The 14,938-nt window shown below is 71.7% G+C and carries 13 protein-coding genes and 1 pseudogene; 1 reads left to right on the top strand and 13 read right to left on the bottom strand.

Annotated features, from left to right (window positions below):
- Window positions 1–3: 3 nt before the first annotated feature.
- The 3 genes from VF825_RS05130 to VF825_RS05120 form a co-directional block, all read right to left on the bottom strand.
- Window positions 4–1,533: a trehalose-6-phosphate synthase gene (locus tag VF825_RS05130; protein ID WP_331110825.1), complete on the bottom strand. Its 1,530-nt coding sequence runs from the start codon at window positions 1,531–1,533 to the stop codon at window positions 4–6.
- Between the two features lie 75 nt (window positions 1,534–1,608).
- A complete protein-coding gene (locus VF825_RS05125; protein WP_331110823.1) occupies window positions 1,609–2,529 on the bottom strand; it encodes an SPFH domain-containing protein in 921 nt (306 codons plus the stop codon).
- Window positions 2,530–2,911: 382 nt separating this feature from the next.
- Window positions 2,912–3,727, bottom strand: a complete 816-nt coding sequence (locus VF825_RS05120) for a glycoside hydrolase family 16 protein (protein ID WP_331110821.1) — start codon at window positions 3,725–3,727, stop codon at window positions 2,912–2,914.
- Window positions 3,728–4,042: 315 nt separating this feature from the next.
- Here VF825_RS05120 and VF825_RS05115 point away from each other — a divergent pair, with 315 nt between their 5' ends.
- The gene (locus VF825_RS05115; RefSeq protein ID WP_331110819.1) at window positions 4,043–5,200 is read left to right on the top strand and encodes a cation:proton antiporter; all 1,158 of its coding nucleotides are present in this window, start codon (window positions 4,043–4,045) and stop codon (window positions 5,198–5,200) included.
- Between the two features lie 55 nt (window positions 5,201–5,255).
- Here VF825_RS05115 and VF825_RS05110 read toward each other — a convergent pair whose 3' ends face one another.
- From VF825_RS05110 to VF825_RS05065, 10 genes and pseudogenes are all read right to left on the bottom strand, one after another.
- Window positions 5,256–6,089, bottom strand: a complete 834-nt coding sequence (locus VF825_RS05110) for an ABC transporter permease (protein WP_331110817.1) — start codon at window positions 6,087–6,089, stop codon at window positions 5,256–5,258.
- Window positions 6,046–6,858 (bottom strand): ABC transporter ATP-binding protein, encoded by an 813-nt coding sequence (locus tag VF825_RS05105; protein WP_331110815.1) that lies wholly within the window; start codon window positions 6,856–6,858, stop codon window positions 6,046–6,048. The genes VF825_RS05110 and VF825_RS05105 overlap by 44 nt, the downstream gene beginning before the upstream one ends.
- A 92-nt stretch (window positions 6,859–6,950) precedes the next feature.
- Entirely contained in the window at window positions 6,951–7,394 is a 444-nt protein-coding gene (locus tag VF825_RS05100; RefSeq protein WP_331110813.1) for an SRPBCC family protein, read from the bottom strand.
- A gap of 45 nt (window positions 7,395–7,439) precedes the next feature.
- On the bottom strand, window positions 7,440–8,831 hold the full coding sequence (locus tag VF825_RS05095) for a wax ester/triacylglycerol synthase family O-acyltransferase (protein WP_331110811.1): 1,392 nt from the start codon (window positions 8,829–8,831) through the stop codon (window positions 7,440–7,442).
- Complete coding sequence (gene adhE, locus VF825_RS05090; protein ID WP_331110809.1) at window positions 8,828–11,500, bottom strand: bifunctional acetaldehyde-CoA/alcohol dehydrogenase; 2,673 nt, start codon at window positions 11,498–11,500, stop codon at window positions 8,828–8,830. The genes VF825_RS05095 and adhE overlap by 4 nt, the downstream gene beginning before the upstream one ends.
- Window positions 11,501–11,631: 131 nt before the next feature.
- A complete protein-coding gene (locus VF825_RS05085) occupies window positions 11,632–12,138 on the bottom strand; it encodes a hypothetical protein (protein ID WP_331110807.1) in 507 nt (168 codons plus the stop codon).
- A 62-nt stretch (window positions 12,139–12,200) separates the two neighbouring features.
- Window positions 12,201–12,761, bottom strand: coding sequence for a DUF6114 domain-containing protein (locus tag VF825_RS05080; protein ID WP_331110805.1), 561 nt, complete (start codon window positions 12,759–12,761; stop codon window positions 12,201–12,203).
- 114 nt (window positions 12,762–12,875) lie between these two features.
- Window positions 12,876–13,616, bottom strand: coding sequence for a DUF6230 family protein (locus VF825_RS05075; RefSeq protein ID WP_331110803.1), 741 nt, complete (start codon window positions 13,614–13,616; stop codon window positions 12,876–12,878).
- Window positions 13,617–13,850: 234 nt separating this feature from the next.
- Window positions 13,851–14,495 carry a pyridoxamine 5'-phosphate oxidase family protein gene (locus VF825_RS05070; RefSeq protein ID WP_331110801.1) on the bottom strand — a complete coding sequence of 215 codons (645 nt, stop codon included), beginning with the start codon at window positions 14,493–14,495 and terminating at the stop codon, window positions 13,851–13,853.
- A gap of 106 nt (window positions 14,496–14,601) precedes the next feature.
- A pseudogene (locus VF825_RS05065) lies at window positions 14,602–14,938 on the bottom strand (hypothetical protein); the annotation flags it as partial.

The following is a 14,938-nucleotide window of genomic DNA, read 5'->3' as shown; positions in this document are numbered from 1 at the left end:
GTCTCAGGGACTCACCCGTTCGGAGGCCTTGTCCGACGCCCTGAGGTTGGCCCGCTGGGCGCGTTCCCCGGCTCGCCGTTCCCGTTCACTGGACACGGTCGACCGGTATGGCTTGAGCGGTGCCGAGGCGAGCGAGTCGAGAAACACCGACGCCCATCGCTGCACGTCGTGGTGGGCGACCTGCCTGCGCAGCGCAGACATCCGGCGCCGCCGATCGTCCTCAGGTGCCGTGACCGCGCTCATGATGGTCTGCTTCAGGCCCTCGATGTCGTGCGGGTTGCAGGTGAAGGCCCGGTGCAGCTCGTGCCAGGCACCGGTGAACTCCGACAGCACCAGGGCACCATGCAGGTCGTGCCTGCAGGTGACGTACTCCTTCGCCACGAGGTTCATGCCGTCACGCAACGGGGTGACGAGCATGATGTCCGCGGCGAGGAACATGGCCGCCATCTCGCTCCGCGGGTAGGAGTGGTGCAGGTAGTGGACGGCGTCCGAGCCCAGCGCGGAGTACTCGCCATTGATCCGGCCGACGGTGCGCTCCACCTCCTCGCGCAGCAGGCGGTACGGGCCCACGCGTTCGCGGCTCGGCAGGGCCAGCTGGAGCAGTGTGACTGACGGCGGGCTGATGGCGCCATCCTGCAGCAGCTCCTCATAGGCCTTCAGCCTGTGCCGGATTCCCTTGGTGTAGTCGAGCCGGTCGACACCCAGCATGAGGACCTCCGGGTTGCCGAGGGAGGCACGGATCTGGCCGGCACGGGCGCCGACAGCAGGGGTGCGAGCAAGGGCGTCGAGCCCCTTGAAGTCCACCGAGATCGGTATGGCGCTCGCCCGTACCGTCCTCGGGGACTGGCCGGCTGGCGCGGCGAAGGTGACCGTGTCGCCCTTGGTCGCCATGCCCAGCAGCCGTCGGCAGGCTCGCAGGAAGTTCTCGGCATCCGCGGTCTGCTGGAAGCCCAGGAAGTCGGCGCCCAGCAGCCCCTCCACCACGGCCCGGCGCCACGGCAGCTGCGCGAAGAGCTCGACCGGCGGGAAGGGGATGTGGTCGAACCACCCGATGCGCAGATCGGGGCGCAGGGCCCGCACCATCGCGGGCACCAGCTGGAGCTGGTAGTCGTGCACCCAGACAGTGGCACCCGGCGAGGCTGCCTGGACGATCGCGCGGGCGAATCGAAGGTTGACCGAACGGTAGCTGTTCCACCAGTTGCGGTGGAAGGACGCCTGCACGATGACATCGTGGTACAGAGGCCACAGCGTGCCGTTGCTGAAGCCCTCGTAGTACTCCTTGACCTCCGCGAGCGACAGCCTCACCGGGTACAGGCAGACCCCGTCGTCCTGGAACGGTCCGAGCGCCAGCTCCGGCTCACCGGCCCACCCGACCCACGCCGCGGCACGGTCCCGCATGACGGGCTCCATGGCGGTGACCAGACCCCCCGGGCTCCGTTGCCACGAGGGGGAACCGTCTGGACCGACAACGCGATCGACAGGGAGACGGTTGGCGGCAACCACCAGTGGGAACGTCGGCCCTGCTCCCGTCACGGAACATCAGCTCCCGCGTTGAGGGTGTGGCACCGGGAAGGAACGTGCCATCTGCCCGGCCCGTGCCCGCCCGACTCAGCCTTGCGGGCCCGGTGAGAGACCGCCGGACGGTGCGGGTTCGGCGGCGGGGTGGCCGTTGCTGACCGGGGCAATGGCACTGGCCGTCACGACCTCCGCGGAAGTCATCGCCTCCGCAGCCACGGCGGCGGCGGCGCGTGCCCGGTCCGCCGGGGTGACGGCGTGGTCCAGGAACCGCAACAGCTCCACGGGGAACGGCATCACCAACGTGCTGTTCTTCTCCGCGGCCACCTCCACGACGGTCTGCAGAAGTCGGAGCTGCAGGGCTGCTGGGTCGGCGGCCATGGCAGCTGCCGCCTGCGCCAGCTTCTTGGAGGCCTGGTACTCACCGTCGGCGGCGATCACCCGAGCGCGTCGCTCGCGCTCGGCTTCGGCCTGCCGCGACATCGACCGCTTCATCGCGTCCGGCAGCGAGACGTCCTTGACCTCGACACGCATGACCTTGACGCCCCAGGGCTTTTCGGTGGGAGCGTCGATGATCGAGGTCAACTCGGCGTTGAGCTTCTCCCGGTTGGACAGCAGCTCGTCGAGGTCGGCACGGCCGATGACGGCCCGCATCGAGGTCTGGGACACCTGCGAGATGGCGTACTCGTAGTCGCGCACGTTGACCAGCGCCTTGACCGGGTCGACCACCTGGAAGTAGACGACGGCGTCGACCCGGACCGACACGTTGTCGCGGGTGATGCAGTCCTGCGCGGGCACCCCGAGTGTCGTGATCTGCAGGTTCGCCTTCTTCAGGTGCTCGACCACCGGCACGATCACCGCCAGCCCGGGGCCACGCACGTGGTCCTGGACGCGGCCGAAACGGAAGACGACGCCACGCTCGTACTGCTGGACCACCCGGAGGGCGAACAGTGCCCAGAGCACCACGACCACCGCGAGAACAATGAGGATGACGATGATGGTGGACATGGTCATCCCATGCCAAAGGTGAGAACGGAAAGGTTGGTGTGGGTGCCGCTCATGGCTGCGGTCCGTCCCTGGCCGTGCGGGCCAGTCGATGCAGTGCACCGGGGGCGACGAAGGCGGAGCGTCCTCGTGAGGGAGGTCCTCGGTACGACAAACTCTACGCTTGGTCGACCTGAGCTGCGGTAGTCGGACGCGTCGGCGACCGGAGCCATCCGGGGTCCGCTGGCACCTCCTGCACCAGCCCAACCCGGGGGCTCGAACGCCCGGAAGGTCACGAGCACAAAGACCCACCCGACGAGGATGTCGGGCAGGCGATGGTCCTGTGACTCAACGGTACGCCGCCCGACTCGTCAGGGGCCACACCGCGACCCGCTATGGGGGGACGTGCCCGTCACCGCCGCGTGAAGACCCGGACGTAGTCGATGCTCACCGTCTGCGGCACCAGGACCGGTGGGGAGATGGTGTTCGACACGGCGAGGTTGAGGATCAGGTAGTGGGGGTGCGTCGCCGGCTGGGCCACGGATCCCTGGGACACGCCGTCGTAGTAGAAGGACATCGAGCCGGGCTCCCAGTCGACGCCGAAGGTGTGCCACCCGGAGGGGGTCTGCGGCATGGTGTCGTGCCAGGCTGCCGTCAGGTTGCTGACCTTGCGGTTGTAGTTGTCCCAGTTGTAGTGCCACTGGACGTCGCCCCCCAGGCACTCCATCGTGTCGATCTCCTCGATCGGCGCCCCGTCGTTGCCATTGACCCAGAACGCCGGCCAGTTCGTGCAGGCTCCGAGCGCGCCGGCCGGCAGCACCATGCGCGCCTCGGCGTAGCCGTAGGTGAACTGGAACGTCCGGACCGTGCTGACCAGTCCGGAGGCGTACTGCCAGGACAGGCAGGTGCGCTGGACCGCGGTCAGGTGCAGGGCGCCCCCCGACTCGGTGACCTGACGGGGGTCGTAGCAGGAGAGTTCGGCCTTGTTGACCGGCTTGGTGACCGACGTGTTTCTCGCGCCGAACCAGTTCGGCTGCCACTTGCCCAGGTCGACGCTGGTGCCGTTGAACTCGTCGGCCCAGTGCAGCGCCCACCTGCCGGACGGGCCGTGCGGCACCGGGGCGCTCTGCGGTGCAGCCCGGCCGGCCCCCGGGGTGCTCGGCTGGCTGCAGGTCGCCAATGCGCTCACCAGCAGGACGGCGGCGGCCAGGTGGACGGCCCTCCTCATCGCTGTCGACCCCCTTCCGCCGGTGTCGTGGTGGCATCCGGCAAGGATCGGTCCCTCGGCTGGGCGCTGCCTGCGGCTGCGCCCGCACACACCACGCACCCTCATGCGGAAGGACGGCGCGCCGCCTCATCCTGCGGGGATGCACCGGCCGCCGGCCGCGCGTAAGCACCGGACCCGGCACATCCGCGGCGCGTCGATGAGGCAGAGCGGGCGTCCGGTCCCGGCCGGGGAGGACGATGAGGCGGTGCCCCGGAACACGGACCACTTGCGCCGGCGCGCTGTCGCCGACGACCTCACGACGGAGGGGGATCCGCGGTGAGCTTCACCCTGCTGTCAGTGATCTGCCTGGCCGGTATCGGCGGGCCCCTGCTCGCCATCTCCCACCGGTGGGGGCTCCCCGTCGTCGTGGGGGAGCTGCTGGTCGGCGTCGTGCTCGGCCCCACGGTGCTGGGGGCGGTGCACGCCACCGAGCCCACCTTCGTGTTCCTGGCTGAGATCGGGTTCGCCCTGGTGATGTTCGTCGCCGGCTCCCACGTCCCGATCGGTGACGCCCGGCTGCGGCAGGCGCTGCCGAAGGGGCTGCTCCGGGCGGTCGTCGTCGGCGTCGCCTCCGTCCCGGTCGCCGTCCTGGTCGCCCAGCTCTTCGGGACCGGCCATGCCGTGCTGTATGCCGTCCTGCTGGCCTCGTCCTCGGCCGCCCTGATCCTGCCGATCATCGACGCGCTCCACCTGTCCGGCGACGCGGTCCTGCAGCTGCTGCCCCAGGTGGCAGTCGCTGACGCAGCCTGCATCGTTGCCCTCCCGCTGGCGATCGACCCGGCCCGCGCCGGCCGCGCCGCCCTCGGTGCCGTGGCCGTGGTCGGGTGCTCGGTCTTGCTGTTCGTCGTGCTGCGTGAGACCGAGCGACGGGGCTGGCGCCGCGAGGTGCACCGCCTGTCCGAGCGGCGCAAGTTCGCCCTCGAGCTGCGGATCAACCTGGCCATCCTGTTCGGCCTCGCCGCGGTCGCCCAGACCACCCGCGTCTCGATCATGCTGGCCGGGTTCACCTTCGGCCTGGCGGTGGCGGCGATCGGCGAGCCACGCCGGCTGGCCCGTCAGCTGTTCGCCGTCACCGAGGGGTTCTTCGCGCCACTCTTCTTCATCTGGCTCGGCGCCTCCCTCGACCTCCACGCCCTCGGCCGGCACCCAGCCCTCATCGGGCTCGGCCTGGCCCTGGGCGTCGGGGCGCTCATCACCCACGTGGTCCCGCGCCTGACGGGGCAGCAGGTCCCGCTCGGGGCGCTGGCCTGCGCGCAGCTGGGCGTCCCGGTTGCCGCAGCGACCCTGGGGGTGCAGTCACACCTGCTCGCCAGCGGTGAGCCGGCCGCCCTCATCCTCGGCGCCCTGGTGACCATCGCGGTCGCTGCCGTGGCCGCGACCCTTGCCGCCAGGGACAGGAGTCCGGCGACCACCGCCGACAGCTCCCTGGGCTGACGCCCACCCCTTCCGTATCGCGGGTCGTCACCTGCGGGGGCAGGACCAGGGGCGCTCAGCGCGCCAGACGGCCGAGCAGTGAGGCGGCCGCGGCGATCGCCAGGGACGCGGCGACCACCAGCACGCCGAAGTCGAGCGGCAGGTGCGCCGGGGCGCCGATGAGCATCCCGCGCAGCGCGTCCACCTCGTAGGAGAGCGGGTTGACGCGGCTGACTGCCTGCAGCCAGCGCGGCATGATCGCGATCGGGTAGAGCGCGTTGGAGGCGAAGAACAGCGGCATGGTGATGGCCTGGCCGATGCCCATGAGCCGGTCGCGGTGCAGCACCAGCCCGGCGATCGTGATCGACAGGCAGGCGAAGAACGCCGAACCGAGCATGACCACCGCCGCCGTGCCGAGCATGTCCAGCGGGTTCAGGCTCAGCGCGACACCGAGGAGCGCCGACAGCACGAGGACGACCACCGCCTGGGCCAGGGCGCGCACCCCGGCCGCGAACGCCTTGCCGGTGACCAGCGCCGTCCTCGGGGTCGGGGTGACCAGCAGCTTGGCGAGCACCCCTGCGTCGCGGTCCCAGATGATCTGGATGCCGTAGAAGATGGCGACGAACAGCGCGGACTGGGCGATGATCCCCGGCGCCAGGAAGTCCAGGTAGGACATGCCGCCGACGGGGATGGCGTGCAACCGCGTGAAGGTCTCCCCGAACACCAGCAGCCACAGCGCCGGCTGCACCGCGCGGGTGACCAGCTCGGTGCGGTCGTGGCGCAGCTTCTGCATCTCGACCAGGCACAGCGTCACCACGCGCGAGGGCAGGATGCGCCACGACGGAGGGGCCGCGATACGGCTCGGGTCAGCGGAGGCGGCCGGCTGCGCGGCGGGTGCTACGGACGTCACTGAAGTCCTCCCCGGTCCCGTCGATGAGGCGTTCGCCGGCCCAGTGCCGGAAGACGTCCTCCAGCGTCGCGTCCGGGCCCTGGGCGGCCTTGAGGTCGTGCGGCGTGCCGACCGCGCGGATGCGGCCGAGGTGCATCAGCGCCACCTCGTCGCAGTGCTGGTCGGCCTCCTCCATGTAGTGGGTGGTGACGAGCACGGTCGTCCCTTCGTGGGTCACCAGCTCCTCGACGCCGTCCCAGACGCTGTCGCGGGCCACCGGGTCCAGGCCGATGGTCGGCTCGTCCAGAACCAGCAGGTGCGGTCGGTTGACCAGGGCCTGGGCCAGCTCGAGCCGGCGCACCATGCCGCCGGAGTAGGTCGCCGCCAGCCGGTCGGCCGCGGCGGCCAGCCCGACCATCTCGAGCGCCTCCGAGACCCGTCGCCGGCGCTCGCGTCGCGGGACGTCGAAGAGCCGGGCGAACAGCGCCACGTTCTCCGCGCCGGTCAGCGACGCGTCCGCGGAGAGCTGCTGCGGCACGTAGCCCATCATCCGGCGCACCCGGAACGGCTCCTGGTGGGCGTCGACGCCGAACACCCGCACGTGCCCCTGCTGCACCGGCAGCAACGTGGTGATCAGCCGGATCGCCGTGGTCTTGCCGGCCCCGTTGGGCCCGAGCAGCCCGAAGACCTGGCCCAGCTGCACGCGAAGGGACACGTCGTCGACCGCCACGTGGTCGCCGAACCGGTAGGTCAGGTGCTCGCTCTCGACCGCGGGGAGGACGTCCGCCACCCTGCCAACGTACGTCCGGGCGTGAGGTGGAACCAGAGACCCCACCTGTGAGCTTCCTGCGCGTCCGTGCGCCTGTTCCCCTGGTCCGGGGCTCACACCGGCGCGCCCTCCAGGTGGGATTTGAGCCCCGTGAGCGTGCTGGAGACCAGGCCGCGGATGACCCGCGAGCGGACGAAGCCCGGCAACGGGAGGTTGTGGTGGATCGTCAGCTCGTAGGTCACGCGGACGCGCCCGGACCCGAGGGGCTCCACCGTGTAGAGGCCCTCCTGCCCGGTCTGCAGCACCCCGGAGAGCATCATCCAGCTCATGCCGTCGTCGCTGTGGTCGTAGGACAGCGTGTAGCGGTCGGTGCCGACGGTGGCCTTGGCCTTGAACCGCGCGGTCCGGGGCAGCCCATTGTCGAAGGTCGAGAGCACCTCGGCCTCCAGGATCTCGGGGATCCACTCGGGCTGGCCGGCGACGTCGCGGATCGTGGCGAGCACGTCGTCGAAGCTCGCGTCGATCTCGACGCTCTGGGTGGAGCTGTCTGTCGGCATCCCTGTCCTCCTGTCCCCGCCGAACGCGCGCCGCGGCCTGCCCGCTCAGGTGGTCCGCGCCACGCTCATGAGGTCGGCGACCTCCCGCTCGACGGCGTGCAGCAGCTTCTCCGGCTCGCGGACGCAGTCGGCGTCGGCCATGAACCCCACGCGCAGCGTGTCCGCGTAGGTGAAGATGCTGACGCCCAGGGTCTGGCGACCCGACCCGGGCACCCAGCCGAGGGCCCCGGAGATCCGGACCCCCGCGAGGTGCCGCACGCTCGTCGGGCCGGCGACATTGGTGGTCACCCCGATCACCTTGTCCGCGAAGAAGTTGACGACGTAGTGCTCGAGCTGGGCCGTGGTCCGCCCGATCGCGGTGATCAGGCCGAACGTCACCGTCGCCTCCGGGGACCGCTTGAGCCAGTCCATCCGCCGTTTGGTCTCGGCCAGGCGCTCCAGCGGCGGCTGGATGCTGGAGGGGAAGGTGAAGAACACCAGGGCGAACTTGTTGCCCAGCTCGCGCGGCAGCGGCTGGTCGAGCGGCCGGACGTTGACCGGCACCATCGTCGGCAGGTCGGCCGGGACCCCGCCGTGGTCGAGCTGGTAGCGGCACAGGGCCCCGGCGACGGCGCTCAGCAGGACGTCGTTGAGCGTGGCCCCGGCCAGCCGCCCGACGTGCTTGAGGTCGGCCAGCGGCCAGGGCTGGGACCACACCGCCCGCTTGTGGATGCCGGGTGTGCCGCTCAGCGGGTTGTCGGGAGTGCGTGTGAGCAGGAGGTCATCCACCACCTGCCCGGCGCGCAGCACCTGGCCGGCCGCGCCGACCACGCCCGAGGGGGTGGTCAGGCCCAGTATCCCGGTCACCGCCTGCCGGGCCAGCGCACCTCCCGCGCGGGCGGCGGACAGCGCGCCGTCCGCGACACCGGCAAGGCCCTCGGATCGCGGGTGGGCGACGGTGCCCTCCTCCTCGGCGAGGTCTCCGTCGGGGGCCGCGTCGGTGAGCGAGAGCATCACCTGGGTGAGGGCGATGCCGTCGGCCAGGGCGTGGTGGAAGCGGCAGAGCACGGCCGCCCCGGAGCCGTAGCCGTCGACGAGGTGGACCTGCCACAGCGGGTGGGCGCGGTCGAGCGGCACGTGCAGCTGCTGCTCCAGCAGGCGCTGCAGGGCAGCGTCGTCACCCGGCGGTGGCAGGGTCACGCGGTGCACGTGCCGGTCCAGGGAGAAGTCCGGGTCGTCCTCCCAGTGCGGCAGGCCCAGCGGGATCCGCGGGGGCACGGGGCGCTGGTGGAAGACGGGGAACCGCTCGACCATGCGCCGGCGCACGACGTCGACGAGCCGGTCCCAGTCGGGGGCCTCGTCGAGGAACATCACCGACTCGATGACCATGAGGTTGTTGGGCCGGTCCATGTTCAGCCAGATGGTGTCTACCGGTCCGATGCGTCTGCGTCCGCTCATCGCGCCGCACCGACCGAGCCGTAGTAGCCCAGCCGCAGCAGGTCGGTGATCTCCTGCACGAGCGGCATGCGCGGGTTGGTCCGGTTGCTCAGGTCCTGGAACGCGGTCATCGCCAGGTCGGGCAGCGCCGCCAGGAACTCCTGCTCCCCGACTCCCGCGCCCTGGAGGGTGCGCGGCATACCGACGGTGTCGAGCAGGTCCTCGACCGCGCGGAACAGGCGGCGTCGGCTCTCCTCGGCGCTGCGCCCGCCGAAGATGACCCGGCCGAGCTGGGCGTACTTGTCGGGCGCGACGTAGGCCGAGTAGCCCGGCGCCGGCATGAACTTGCTGGGCAGGGCGGCGTTGTAGGTCAGCACGTGGGGCAGGAAGACGCCGTTGGCGCGGCCGTGCGCCAGGTGGAACCGGGCGCCGACAGCGTGGGCGAGGGCGTGGTTGGTGCCGACGAAGGCGTTGGAGAAGGCCAGCCCCGCCAGGGTCGCGGCGTTGGCCATGTCGGTGCGTGCCTGCAGGTCGCCGGGGTCGGAGTGCACCCGGGGGAGAGCCTCGAAGACCAGGCGGGCGGCCTGCACGCAGAAGGCGTCGGTGTACGGCGAGGCGAAGACCGACACCACCGCCTCGAGCGCGTGGGTGAGGGCGTCGACCCCGCTGTCCAGGGTGACCGCGTCGGGCATCGACAGGGTCAGCATCGGGTCGACGATGGCCAGGTCAGGCACGAGGCTGTAGTCGACGAGGGTCTCCTTGCGGCCGTCCACCGTGACCACCGCAGCCGGGGACACCTCCGACCCGGTTCCGGAGGTGGTGGGCAGCGCGACCAGCCGGACCGTGTGCGCGCCCTGGGGGTAGGCGACCACCCGCTTGCGGGGGTCGAGGAACGGCAGCGTCAGGTCGGCCAGGCGCAGCTCCGGGTGCTCGTGGAACAGGCGCATGGCCTTGGCGGCGTCGATGACCGAGCCGCCGCCGACGGCCACGACCAGGTCGGGTCGGACCCGCTGCAGGAGCTCCACGCCGCGGCGGATCGTGTCCTCGTCGGGCTCGGGCGTGACGTCGCTGAACACCTGGACGTGCGAGGCTCGCAGCGTGCCGCGCACCAGGGCCGCCACGCCCCGGTCCTCGCTCGGCCCGTCGGTGACGATGACCGCGGTGTCGGTCTCGACGTCGCGCAGGTTCTCCAGCGCCCCGGCGTTGAAGTACGTGTTCGACGGCACCCGGAACCACTGGGGCGGCGTGCGCCGGCGCGAGACGGTCTTGATGTTGAGCAGCTGCAGGTAGTTGACGTTCTCCGTGGTGCTCGACCCGCCCCACGTCCCGCACCCGAGGGAGAAGGTCGGCGTCAGGTTGTTGTAGACCCCACCGAGGGCACCGACGGCGGTCGGCGCGTTGACCAGGATCCGGCCCGTGCGCACGGCCCGGCTGTAGGCGTCGATGACGGCGTCGTCGCGGGCGTAGATGGCCGACGTGTGCCCGAGACCGCCGTGCTCGGTGACCAGCACCGCGGTGTCGATGGCGTGCTGCTCGTCCCGGGCGCGCACGACGCCGAGCACGGGCATGAGCTTCTCCTGCACCAGCGGGTGCTGTCCCAGCTCGGTCAGGTCGGCCGGCAGGGGAGCGAGCAGGACCTTGGTGCCCGGGGCGACGCCGAAGCCGGCCCGCCGCGCCAGCTCCGGCGCCAGCTGACCCAGCGCGGCGAGGTTGGCCCGCTCACCGTCGCCGAACGCGAACGCCGCGAGCAGCTCCTCCTCGGCCGGGGTGAGCAGGTGCGCGCCCATCCGCTCGAGCTCGGCGATGGTCTCGTCGTAGATCGCGTCGTCGATGATGCAGGTCTGCTCCGCCGGGCAGATCACCGAGGCGTCGAAGGTCTTGGAGATCAGGATGTCGACCACCGCGCCCTTCACGTCCGCCGTGCGGTGCAGGTAGACCGGCGCGTTGCCGGGGCCGACGCCCAGGCAGGGCTTGCCCGCGGCGTTGGCGAGGGCGACGATCTTCTGCCCGCCCGTGACCCAGATGAAGTCGACGCCGGGGTGCGTGAACAGGTAGTGGGTGACCCGGTGCTCGGGGTCGGGGAGCACCTGCAGGGCACCCGCCGGCATACCGGCCTCCTCGGCGGCCTGCTGCAGGACCTCGACGCTGCGCTCGCAGCATCGGGTCGCGAACGGCGAGGGCCGGAACACGATGGCGTTGCGGGTCTTGGCCGCCACGATTGCCTTGTAGAGCACCGTCGACGTGGGGTTGGTGACCGGCGTGATGGCCAGGACCACCCCGATCGGCTCGGCGACCCGCACGATGTTGCGCTCGACGTCCTCGTCGATGACCCCGACCGACTTCTTGTCGTGCAGGTAGTCGTGGAGGAACTCCGTCGCGACGTAGTTCTTGACCACCTTGTCCTCGAAGACGCCGAAGCCGGTCTCCTCGACCGCCAGGCGCGCCAGCTCGATGGCCGCCCTGACCCCGGCTCGCACCATCGCCTCGACGATCCGGTCCACCTGGTCCTGGTCGAGCTCACGGAAGGCGCGGGCAGCCTCCGCCGCGCGCTCCACGGCCGCGTCGATCTCCGCCAGGCGGGTGCCGTCGAGCGTCTCGGTGCCCGTGGAGGGCGTGGGCCCTGTGGCAGGCCGCGTGCCCGCGGAGCCGGGCGCGGGGGCCTTCGGCGTTGCTGTCCTCGTCGATGCCATCGTCGCTTCCCTCGGACGGTTGCCTCGGCAACCACGGTGCCCGGCCGGGTGTGGGTCCGGAAGAGGCGTTGGTCCCCGGGGCGTCAGGGGTTCGCGGGGCCGGAGGAGGCGGGAGCGCGGAGGGGGGCGGCTCAGGCCGGCGTGCAGAACGAGGCCGACTCGCGCAGCCCGGGCGCGGTGAACGCCGGCAGCGTCAGGCTGGTCACCTCGATGGTGACGTCGGTGAGGACCACGTCACCCAGGTCGGCGGCCGGGGGAGGACTGCCCGGCGTCCACGTCACGCCGGTCCCGGCCACGGTGGCAGTGACGGACCGGGCGTACAGCGTCAGGCCGGTGGTCGAGGTCGACGAGCTGCCGGCCGGCGTGACCGACGCCGCCGTCAACCCGGTCCCGAGCGCGGCGAGGGGAGTGCACGGGGTGTGCAGCTCGAGCCCTGTCAGCGTGGCGGCGGTGCTGCGCAGCTCGATCGTGGTCACGTCGCCGGTTGCCGTCGGGACCGTGACGACGCCGTCGTAGGTCAGCCCGGCAAGGGTGGCCTGGGTGGCGGTGAGGGTCGCGCCGGTGCCACCGGGGGTGCCGGGGGGCAGCGAGGTCTGCCCGAGGGCGATGCCGGGCGCCTGGCTCAGCACCAGGGCCACGGCCATCAGCGCGCCAGCGGACCATCGGATAGACGGCTGTCGCCGCCCCACGGAGGAGGCGCTCATGCCCGGCTGGGCTCCGGTCCGGTGCCGTCGGCAGCGGGGCCGTGGTCCCCCTCGATCGACACGTCGGGCGCATCCGTCGGTGCTGCCTCCGCGGCAGGCTCCGTCCGGTCCACGACGACCCACGCGAACCCCAGGGCGCCGCCGATGATCGACAGCAGGCCGCCGAGCAGGAAGCCACCCACGTTGCTGGTGACGAACGAGGCGACGCCGAGCAGGATCGCCAGCAGCCCGTAGAGCTTGTTCTGGCTCGGGGTCATCCACATGAGCAGGCCGAGTATGGCGATCACGGCACCGACCAGCGCCGCGATGACGACCGAGGGGGTCACCAGCATGATCTTGTAGGCGGTCAGCGGGATGGTGGCGATCTCCAGGCCGCCCAGGAGGGTGAACAGCCCACCCCAGAAGGGCCGTGAACGCCGCCACCGGCGGAACCGTCGTGGCCTGGCCGCCGTGGCGGCCCCGGTCGCCTCGCCGGGGTCGGTCGCCGCCGAGGCGGCGCCAACCTCCGGCGGGAGGTCCTGGGCTTCACTGGGTCGCGACACGTCGTCATCAGGCATGAGAAGTTCCCCTGTTCATGCGTGCCGGCCGGTGGGAACGCTGTGTCCCACCGGCCGCACGACTACTTCCTGGTGCCCCCAGCGAGGTGTCCGGGGCCGGCGGTTGCCAGACCCTCAGCAGCTGGAGACGAACTCGGCGTAGAGCTTGAGGCCGCTGATGTTGAAGCTCCCGGCCTCCGTGCCGACGCCGACCTGCTTGATGCTCGTCAGCGTCACCCTGTCGGCACCCTGGGCGAAGCTGCCGCCGATCGGCTGACCGGAGAGCGCGCCATACGGGTCGGTGTAGTCGTTGTTCGGGGCGAAGCCCTGACCGGCCAGGGCCGAGCCCACGGACTCGCCGATGGTGAAGTTGTTGAAGTTCGCGCCGCTCGCCGTCAGGGCCGGGGCCTGGATCACCAGGTTCGACGCCGTGGTGTCACCGGCGCCCGCAATCGTGACCCGGATGGCGTTGCCGAGCGGCGTCGGGGCACAGATGCTCTGGGCGAGGTTGGTGATCGTCGCCGACCCGAGCTGGGTCACCGTGTCGGACGCATAGGTGCTTCCGCCGGCGCTGGCGGTGTTGTTGATGGAGCCGGACCCGTTGATGAGCGTGCCGGCGCCGTTGTTGAGGGCGCTCGCGCCCGCGCTGCTGGCCAGCTTGTCCGGGAAGGCGTACTGCACGAAGTGGGAGCCGCTCAGGCTGTCCGCGGACAGCGTGAAGGGGATGCCCGAGAACGAGAACGACAGCGCGAAGGCGCCGGTGGCGCCGAGGTACCCGATGAGGCCGACCGCGCCGACCCCCGCTCCTGCTGCCAGGCCGAACCGACGCCAGCGCGTGCGTCCGACCGTCTCGGCAGCGTGTGGAGAACGTGCCATGAGTGCCCCCAAACGTGGGCTCCGGATGGCCTGCACGGCCATCGACCTGCTTCCTTTCCCTGTTGGTAGCAGACGCGGTCAGTGAGCGGATCCCCAAACGGCGGGGACTAGTACCAGGTAACGGGTGTCAGGTGGTCTCACATTTCGCCACACAGGCACCGGTATGCCGTCAAAGCGGGTCCCGCGCGCCGGGTGGGTCTCCCTCGTGGCACGGGCGGTCCGGGGCCCGCCCTGTCAGGACGGGTAGCGGCCCCTGACGTGGTCGGGCACCTCGATCCCGGCCGCCAGGTCGGGGGCCGGGATGGGCTGCCCGGCCGTGGTCCGCAGCGGCAGGACGCCCGCCCACACGTCGGCACCGAGGTCGGCCGGGTCGTCCGCCGGCGGGCCGTCGCCGACCTTGACCGACCACTCCTGCAGCGGCAGGGCGAGCACCATGGTGGCCGCGAGCTCCTTGCGCAGCGGCGGCCGCAGGTGCTCCCAGCGGCCGGGCAGGATGTGCTCGGTCAGCACCCGCAAGGCCTCGACGAGCTCCTCCGCTGGCACGACCGAGGCGCGCCCGAGGATGGTGGCGCTGCGGTAGTGCATCGAGGACTCGAACGCCGAGCGCGCGTAGACCAGCCCGTCGAGCAGCGTCACGGTGGCGCAGGTCGGCGCGCCCGAGGCCAGGGTGCGCATCAGCCGGCTGCCGGTGGAGCCGTGCAGCAGCAGGAGGTCGCCGTCCCGGGCGCAACCCATCGGCAGCACGAACGGCTGGTCGCCTTCGGTCACCGCGACATGGGCGACCAGGGCCTCGTCGAGGATCGCATCCAGGACCGACCGGTCCGTCACGGCCTTCTCGGGCAGCCGCCGGACGGTGGTGCGCTCGGTCGGCTCGCTCATGGGCGGTGGCTCCTCGGGTCCGGGACGGGTGGGGCGTCACCCCGTATTCAGCCATAACCAGGGAGGGCGTGCCGGCGACAAGGCCATCACCGCGTCGGCGGGACCCTCACGCCCGGTCCATGGCCCCACGAGCCGCCTCGAGCAGGGCCGCGGCCCGGGCCACTGCGGCATCCGCCTCGCCGACCCGCGCGCGGGCCCGCTCGAGCTCCGCCCTTCGGGCACCCAGCCGTCGTTGGAGCTGCTCGACCTCGGCCGACACGACCTCCTCGTGGTCCCGGGCCGCGTCGAGGTCGTGCCGCCTCTGCCCGAGGTCGGCCTCGGCCTCGGCGACGCCCTGCCGGGCCCGCTCGCGTGCCTCGGTGCCGGCGTCCGGGGCGGCCGCCGCATCCGCGCTCGCCGCCGCGGCCGGCGCCGGTGAGAGCGGGGTGGCCGTGGCGGCGGGG

This window comes from Oryzihumus sp. (genome assembly GCF_036391795.1).
Lineage (GTDB): Bacteria > Actinomycetota > Actinomycetes > Actinomycetales > Dermatophilaceae > Oryzihumus.
The sequence above is the reverse complement of the archived record's forward strand: the minus strand, read 5'-3'. Positions and strand labels throughout refer to the sequence as shown.